The organism is Haloferax sp. s1 (assembly GCF_058382125.1).
Map to the genome: position 1 here is coordinate 1 of NZ_JBZRPK010000490.1, position 5,695 is coordinate 5,695.

Genomic DNA, 5,695 nt, shown 5'->3' on the forward strand with positions numbered 1-5,695 from the left:
GCGCTGCTCCGAGAAGTGCAGGGCCACTACGGCCGCTATAAAGAGAGTGGTCACCGGGTTGTAGCGCGAGGCGTGACGATTCTGACCGTGGGACAACAGACGAGAAGTGTCGTTGGCCGGTGTCGGTTTGCACTGTCGCAGATTTAACCGACTCGAAGAGTGTTCTCGCTTCTTCCCGGAGGCGCTCGTCACTTATCTGGCGGGGCGTTGCCGAGACATCGATATATTCTGATTTATTGGGGTCTGGAGCTGTTCCGAATGCACCGCGAATAAACTCGATTTGTGTGAGCATATCCTCTCTATCTGCTGATTCGATACGTTCTCGACTCACAGTTAGCCCCGGGACGTCCGCGTTCACACCGATTTCAGTCCCATTCATTCGAATGGCTGTTTCGTCGGTCTTACAGCTGAATCTCGGTGGTTCAAACTGGCACATCTTCTGGTACTCTGATTTATAAATCGGCCAGACATCCGGGTCGTCGATTCGACCGTCAAAGAACGGGACGGACAGGCGTTCGATCTCTGCCCCGAACCACGCGCCGTCGTGAAGCGTCAACCGTGCAGACAGTGAATCGATACAAGCCGCATACCTCATTGTTGGCCGCCAGACAGTACGGTTTTCGATGGACTCGAACGCATCTGGTAAGCCAATCGATGAGAGTTTTCCGGAGTCTCGGAGGGCGATAATCGTTTCGTACGTCGTTTGGAACCCATCGATGATCTCGGAGAGATATTCATCTGGGCGGAACTCTTCACCGTCTACCGAGGGGATATTCTCACTTCGGTCGAATTTCGATGGAACGTGCTGGACGTTCATCAGATCTGTATTGACTGCGGCTACGACGGAGTTCGTGAGGTCTTCTATCTCCCGTTCCTCGGCAGAGACGCTGAAACCGGCAGTTGCCTCTCCGAGGCCGGAGAGCTGGTCGTCTTCTCTGGACCCCATCGGGAGCAAGAGCGTCAAAAAGACACTCCGGTTCATCAGAACCCCCGTTCCGGTGGGGAACGGTCTCTTATCGGTGTAGAAATAAGGTGCACAGACGGTTTCCGCATCAACTAACACCGGGTGCTCGCCCGAGACGACGAGGTTCTCGTACTGGCAGTCGGTGAAGTGAAGCAGATACGCAATGCAAGTAAGGGAACCAGCACGCCGGTAATACCGCTCGACAGCGTCGGTATCAGTACATTCAGTGGATTCAATCCATTCCATCCAGCCGTACCCATCCCGGGGGAGGTATGTGGGAATCAAAAAGTCAGGGACGTCGAGTTCGGCATTCAGCCGGTCGAGAACACTGTAAAACGTGGCCCCGGCATCTACGTTCCGGGGTTTATACACGACTGTCACGTCGGCGTCGAACGAAACTCGCATGATGGCCCTCCCGTCCCCGTGCGTGTCGTCGGCGAGCGGTTCTAAGCTTTGAATGCGACCCAGTTCACCGTCGTCGGCGAACGTGTCTTCGAGGGCTTTTCGATCCGCTTGCAGCCGTTGACTAAACTCTTGAATGTGTTCGCACCACTGCCGTATCTGGCAGACGAGCAGTCGACCGAACAGCGGATATTCCTGACATAGGTCCGCGAACCCACCTTCAAATATGTACTCAATGAATTCATCGTAGTATTTGGTTGGCGGGTCATCGAACTCGTCGGGGTCCGCAAAGGCCAAATCGCGGTCTCTACTCGCGATGAACGTCTTGAATTCGACAAATAGAATCCGAACAAACCTTCGCTTGAGCCGTATGATGAACCAGTCCATCATCGTATTGATGGCCTCATCTGAAAGGACGTCTCGGACCTCGTCTCCAGCTATCTGGTCCCGAGCAGCTTCTGCGATTGCCGCGAGCAATTCGGCAAATGGGTACTCTTCACCGGAGACAGCATTGTATTCTGACCATTGAAGCTCTCCCGGATCTCTCTGAAGGACCGATTCGACGATATCGTCAAGCGTGTAAATCCAATCGGGAAGTTCGGCGTTGTCGGACAGTTTGTCCATCTTCGCTGCCTGACGAATGTCTGCTCTCGTTACTCCACTTTGCTCTAAGCGGGCGTCGAGAATCGATTCTTGCAAGAATACGTCTTCCCAGTCTTGGTACGCTTTGGCCGCTGTGGAATCGTCACGAAGAGCGTTTTCTAGGTTGTCTAGGTTCTTTACACGCTCTAACAGTGTTTGTGACCGTCCGACAATGAGCCGCTTGAACTCCTCAGTAAATACTCCCGCCATTATTATCTGACTGGTTTCTCGAACTCTGGAATACATTTGTCAACAACACTTCTGAATATCAATCGTACTCCCAATTGGGCTTCTACCATACGACTTCATGTCTACATCCCAATTATAAATATCTTAAAGCCAGTCCGGACACGAAATAGTATCGTTGTGTACCGGTTCTCACTGTGTACTCAGTAGTGTCCCATTACTCCTCGATGGCGCGCAATACGAGAACAGTAGATGAATATCGCGTATCCAATAAGGAGGTACAGGGCGGCAACGCCGATCAAGAGACTAATCTCGACCGCGGAAAATTCCCACAGGCGGACGCCGTCTCGCATGGCCAGTTGCAACATCGAGGAGCTTTGTACTACCGGCAGTAGTCTGAGCCACGGAATCTCTGCTAGAGGTGCCGCAACGAGGCCGGCGATTGCAAATTGCATATACTGGTAGAAGCTGGAGATTCGTTTATGAATGAGGGCTAGTCCTGCAACTGCGTACCCGACTCCAACCACGGAAAGAGCACCAAACAGTAGAACCGGGAGCACAGTCGGAACGTCGATAGAGAGTGTACGCTGCGTGACCAGTAAGGCCATGATAAGTAGTATCGCTCCAATCGAAATACTTTGAATGAGACTCACGAAAATCTTGGCACTCATGACTTTCCCGAATCCGTAGGGGGACATGTACAACTGCTCGAGTGTGCCCCACTCTGATTCACGAGTAACGCTGTCTGGCAAACTACTGTATGCTGACTGGGAGACCAGATATAGGAACCAGCCGACGATGAATCCATCGAGCGTTGGTGCGATTGCGTTGCCACTCACACCAGCTGCACTAGCCGCGAAGGACCCGCCGAAGAATAACATAACAAAGAACAGAAACCCGCCCCCGATTTGACCGACGAAGTTGAGCCGATAGCGGTACATAATAGTGAATTGCATCTTGACTATCTCAACGAATAGTGTGTGTAACCCATCAGGTGAGTCTTCTCTTCGAGTTTGTCTTTCACTCCGTTCGTTCTCTGTTGAATTACTCATGTGCTATCTCCTCGGTGAGCAAGCGCTGACCAGTGTCCGTTTCGTCCATTCCGTCGCCCGTCAGGTGTAAAAAGACATCCTCCAGAGCAACTTCAACCGCGTCAAACGACTGTATCCGAACGTTGTACTCCTGAAGTAGATTTACGACATCGTAGAACGATTCGCCCGTGACCTGAATCGTGTACACATTGGAGTTTGCCTCCGTCTGTTTCGATAACCCGTACTGTTCCACAAGTTGTTCGTAGAGTTCGGTCGCGAGAGGAGCTTTGGTTGTGATTTTGTACTTCTGAGTAGTAAACACCGATAGCAACTCTGCAACCGGCCGGTCTGCGATGATTTGCCCGCTATTCATGATAATCACCCGGTCACACACACTCTCAATGACGTCCATATCATGACTCGTAAGGACGACTGTGATCCCCTCTTCGTCTGCAAGATTTCGAAGTTCTTTCCGAAGTTCAATCGAGCTTTCTACGTCCAATCCAAGGGTCGGTTCGTCGAGGAATACGACTTCAGCGTTGCGTGCCAGCGTACACACGATTGAGACTTTCTGTTTTTGACCTCGGGATAGTTCGCGTACGACAGTGTCCTCTTTGTCTTTGAGGTTGAACTTCGTCAGAAGTTCTTCGTGCCGTTGGTCCATAGTATCCGGATTTCGTCCGGCAATTGCCGAGAAGAAACGCATGTTCTCTCGAACAGTCAATCTCCAGTAGATGTTTCGGGTCCCCTCGAGAACTGCTCCTATCCGTTGGAATGCCGTACTCGTGTCCCGCTGTACATCTACTCCTGCCACTTTGGTCGTCCCTTCAGTTGGTACGACAAGGGACAACAGTGATTTGATGCACGTCGTTTTTCCAGCACCGTTTGGTCCGAGTATTCCAACGATAGACCCCTGTTCGATGCTGAACGTAACTCCACTTACTGCCTCGACGGAATTCTCTCCATCCCCGTAGCGTTTTGTAAGGTTGGAAACCTCGACCGCTGGTTGCTTCGAACGAGATTTCGAGAGTTCACCACCTCCTCGGTCACCGTATTCTCTGTCGTATTGCGAACACATTCTGGCGGATAATTGCAGCCACTATATAAAAAATACACGTCGTATGAGAATCCGTATTTAAAAGCGGCGGTCACACCCCGTTCAAACCTGGTCATCTGGTTCGAGTGGCTCTAGCAACGAGACTAGCAATTACAATTGTATTCTTGTAAATGATATTATTCTAATGTTTCTATTGCCGTTTCGCTGTTCGTCATTCGAAATCGTGAACGCTGTCGAACTACGCCCGTTCGAGATGCGAACGGTTCTGTGAATGGATTCGTCCCCGACCGCATCACGCACTGATGGACGGATGTTGGTCGAGGAGGTGCTAACCAGACCGTGCCAGCGAACTACCGCTTGCCGTTAGTTGCCGACGCGGTTGTACAGTTCGATGGCATCGACGACGTCGTCGTTGAGGTCCATATCGGTCTCCAGTTCGACGTGGGCCGTCTCGGCAATCATGTCGACGACGCGCTGGCGCTTTTCGGGCGTATCGAACTTGTTCGTGAGCGGTTCGCCGACGCTGACTTCGATCGACCAGTACTGACCGGGGTAGGCGGTCCGCATGTTGTACGGCGAGTCGTGGTAGGCAAGCCGGACAGCGTAGGCAGATAGTGTGGAGTCGATGTCGGCGTAATCCTCTGGTACGTGTTTATCTTCGAGCGTAATCTCGATGATATCACGTTGAGGGTGCCCGTATCCGGGTCTCGGTCGCTGTTCGTTGTTGTACGCACCGGCAGACATCGTCTTGCCGAAATTCGCCGGACCGAGCCACCAGATTACGGCTCCGTCAAGGTGGTACGGAACGGGGCTGGTATTTTTGAACAGCAGGACTTGATGCCAGAACCAATCGCTCCCGTGGATTTCGGCGTTCGCCTCCATGGGTGCGTTCGCAGTGAATCGGTCGCCACCCAGTGGTTCACCCGTGGCTGGATGGGTATCGTTTTGAAGGGTGTCGAGCAGCGCGCTGTCGTAGTTGTCTATGTACTCGAAGTCGTCCGACCAAGCGGGGTCGTTTTTCGCCTGGAAGTACACTCGGTCACGCTCTTTGACCTCCTCTTCTTTCTCATTTCGTGCGTCCGTAGGCCACTGTTCTTGGTAGAACAGCGAGGGGTCGTTACTGGCCGGGACCGGTCCGGCAGTCTCGTCCCAAGCCTCGGCGCGACCGGGGCCTTGGAAAGTCGGGTCCTCGGTCTTGTCGGGCAAGAGCATCAACCGCGGCAGCAGTTGGGCGATGGCGTGGTCCGGCAGCCCCTTCGACCGGAACTGTTTGGCCCAGTCGAGTGCTTGGGTTCCGAGTGAGTCAAACGTCAGTGACCCATCGGAGACGTTGTTGCGGATCGCGTCGAGGTCAACGTTGAAGTCGGCTGCTTTCTCCGCGTCGGTCCATTTTACCGTGGTAGTACTGTGACC

At 52.8% G+C, this 5,695-nt stretch carries 3 protein-coding genes and 1 pseudogene; all 4 read right to left on the minus strand.

The features are described from left to right. Nucleotides 1–2,218, minus strand: a 2,218-nt coding sequence (locus tag QT222_RS07635; RefSeq protein ID WP_491476814.1) for a type 2 lanthipeptide synthetase LanM family protein, incomplete at its 3' end; no start/stop codon positions are given. A 179-nt stretch (nt 2,219–2,397) separates the two neighbouring features. Continuing rightward, nucleotides 2,398–3,246: an ABC transporter permease gene (locus QT222_RS07640; RefSeq protein ID WP_014732660.1), complete on the minus strand. Its 849-nt coding sequence runs from the start codon at nt 3,244–3,246 to the stop codon at nt 2,398–2,400. Further along, complete coding sequence (locus tag QT222_RS07645; RefSeq protein ID WP_491476815.1) at nt 3,239–4,303, minus strand: ABC transporter ATP-binding protein; 1,065 nt, start codon at nt 4,301–4,303, stop codon at nt 3,239–3,241. The genes QT222_RS07640 and QT222_RS07645 overlap by 8 nt, the downstream gene beginning before the upstream one ends. A 342-nt stretch (nt 4,304–4,645) precedes the next feature. Then, nucleotides 4,646–5,695: pseudogene (locus QT222_RS07650) on the minus strand (PKD domain-containing protein); the annotation flags it as partial.

Excerpts from the sequence above, each read along its gene's own strand:
- QT222_RS07640 (WP_014732660.1), bottom strand. The coding sequence starts at position 3,246 with ATGAGTAATTCAACAGAGAACGAACGGAGTGAAAGACAAACTCGAAGA.
- QT222_RS07645 (WP_491476815.1), bottom strand. The coding sequence starts at position 4,303 with ATGTGTTCGCAATACGACAGAGAATACGGTGACCGAGGAGGTGGTGAA.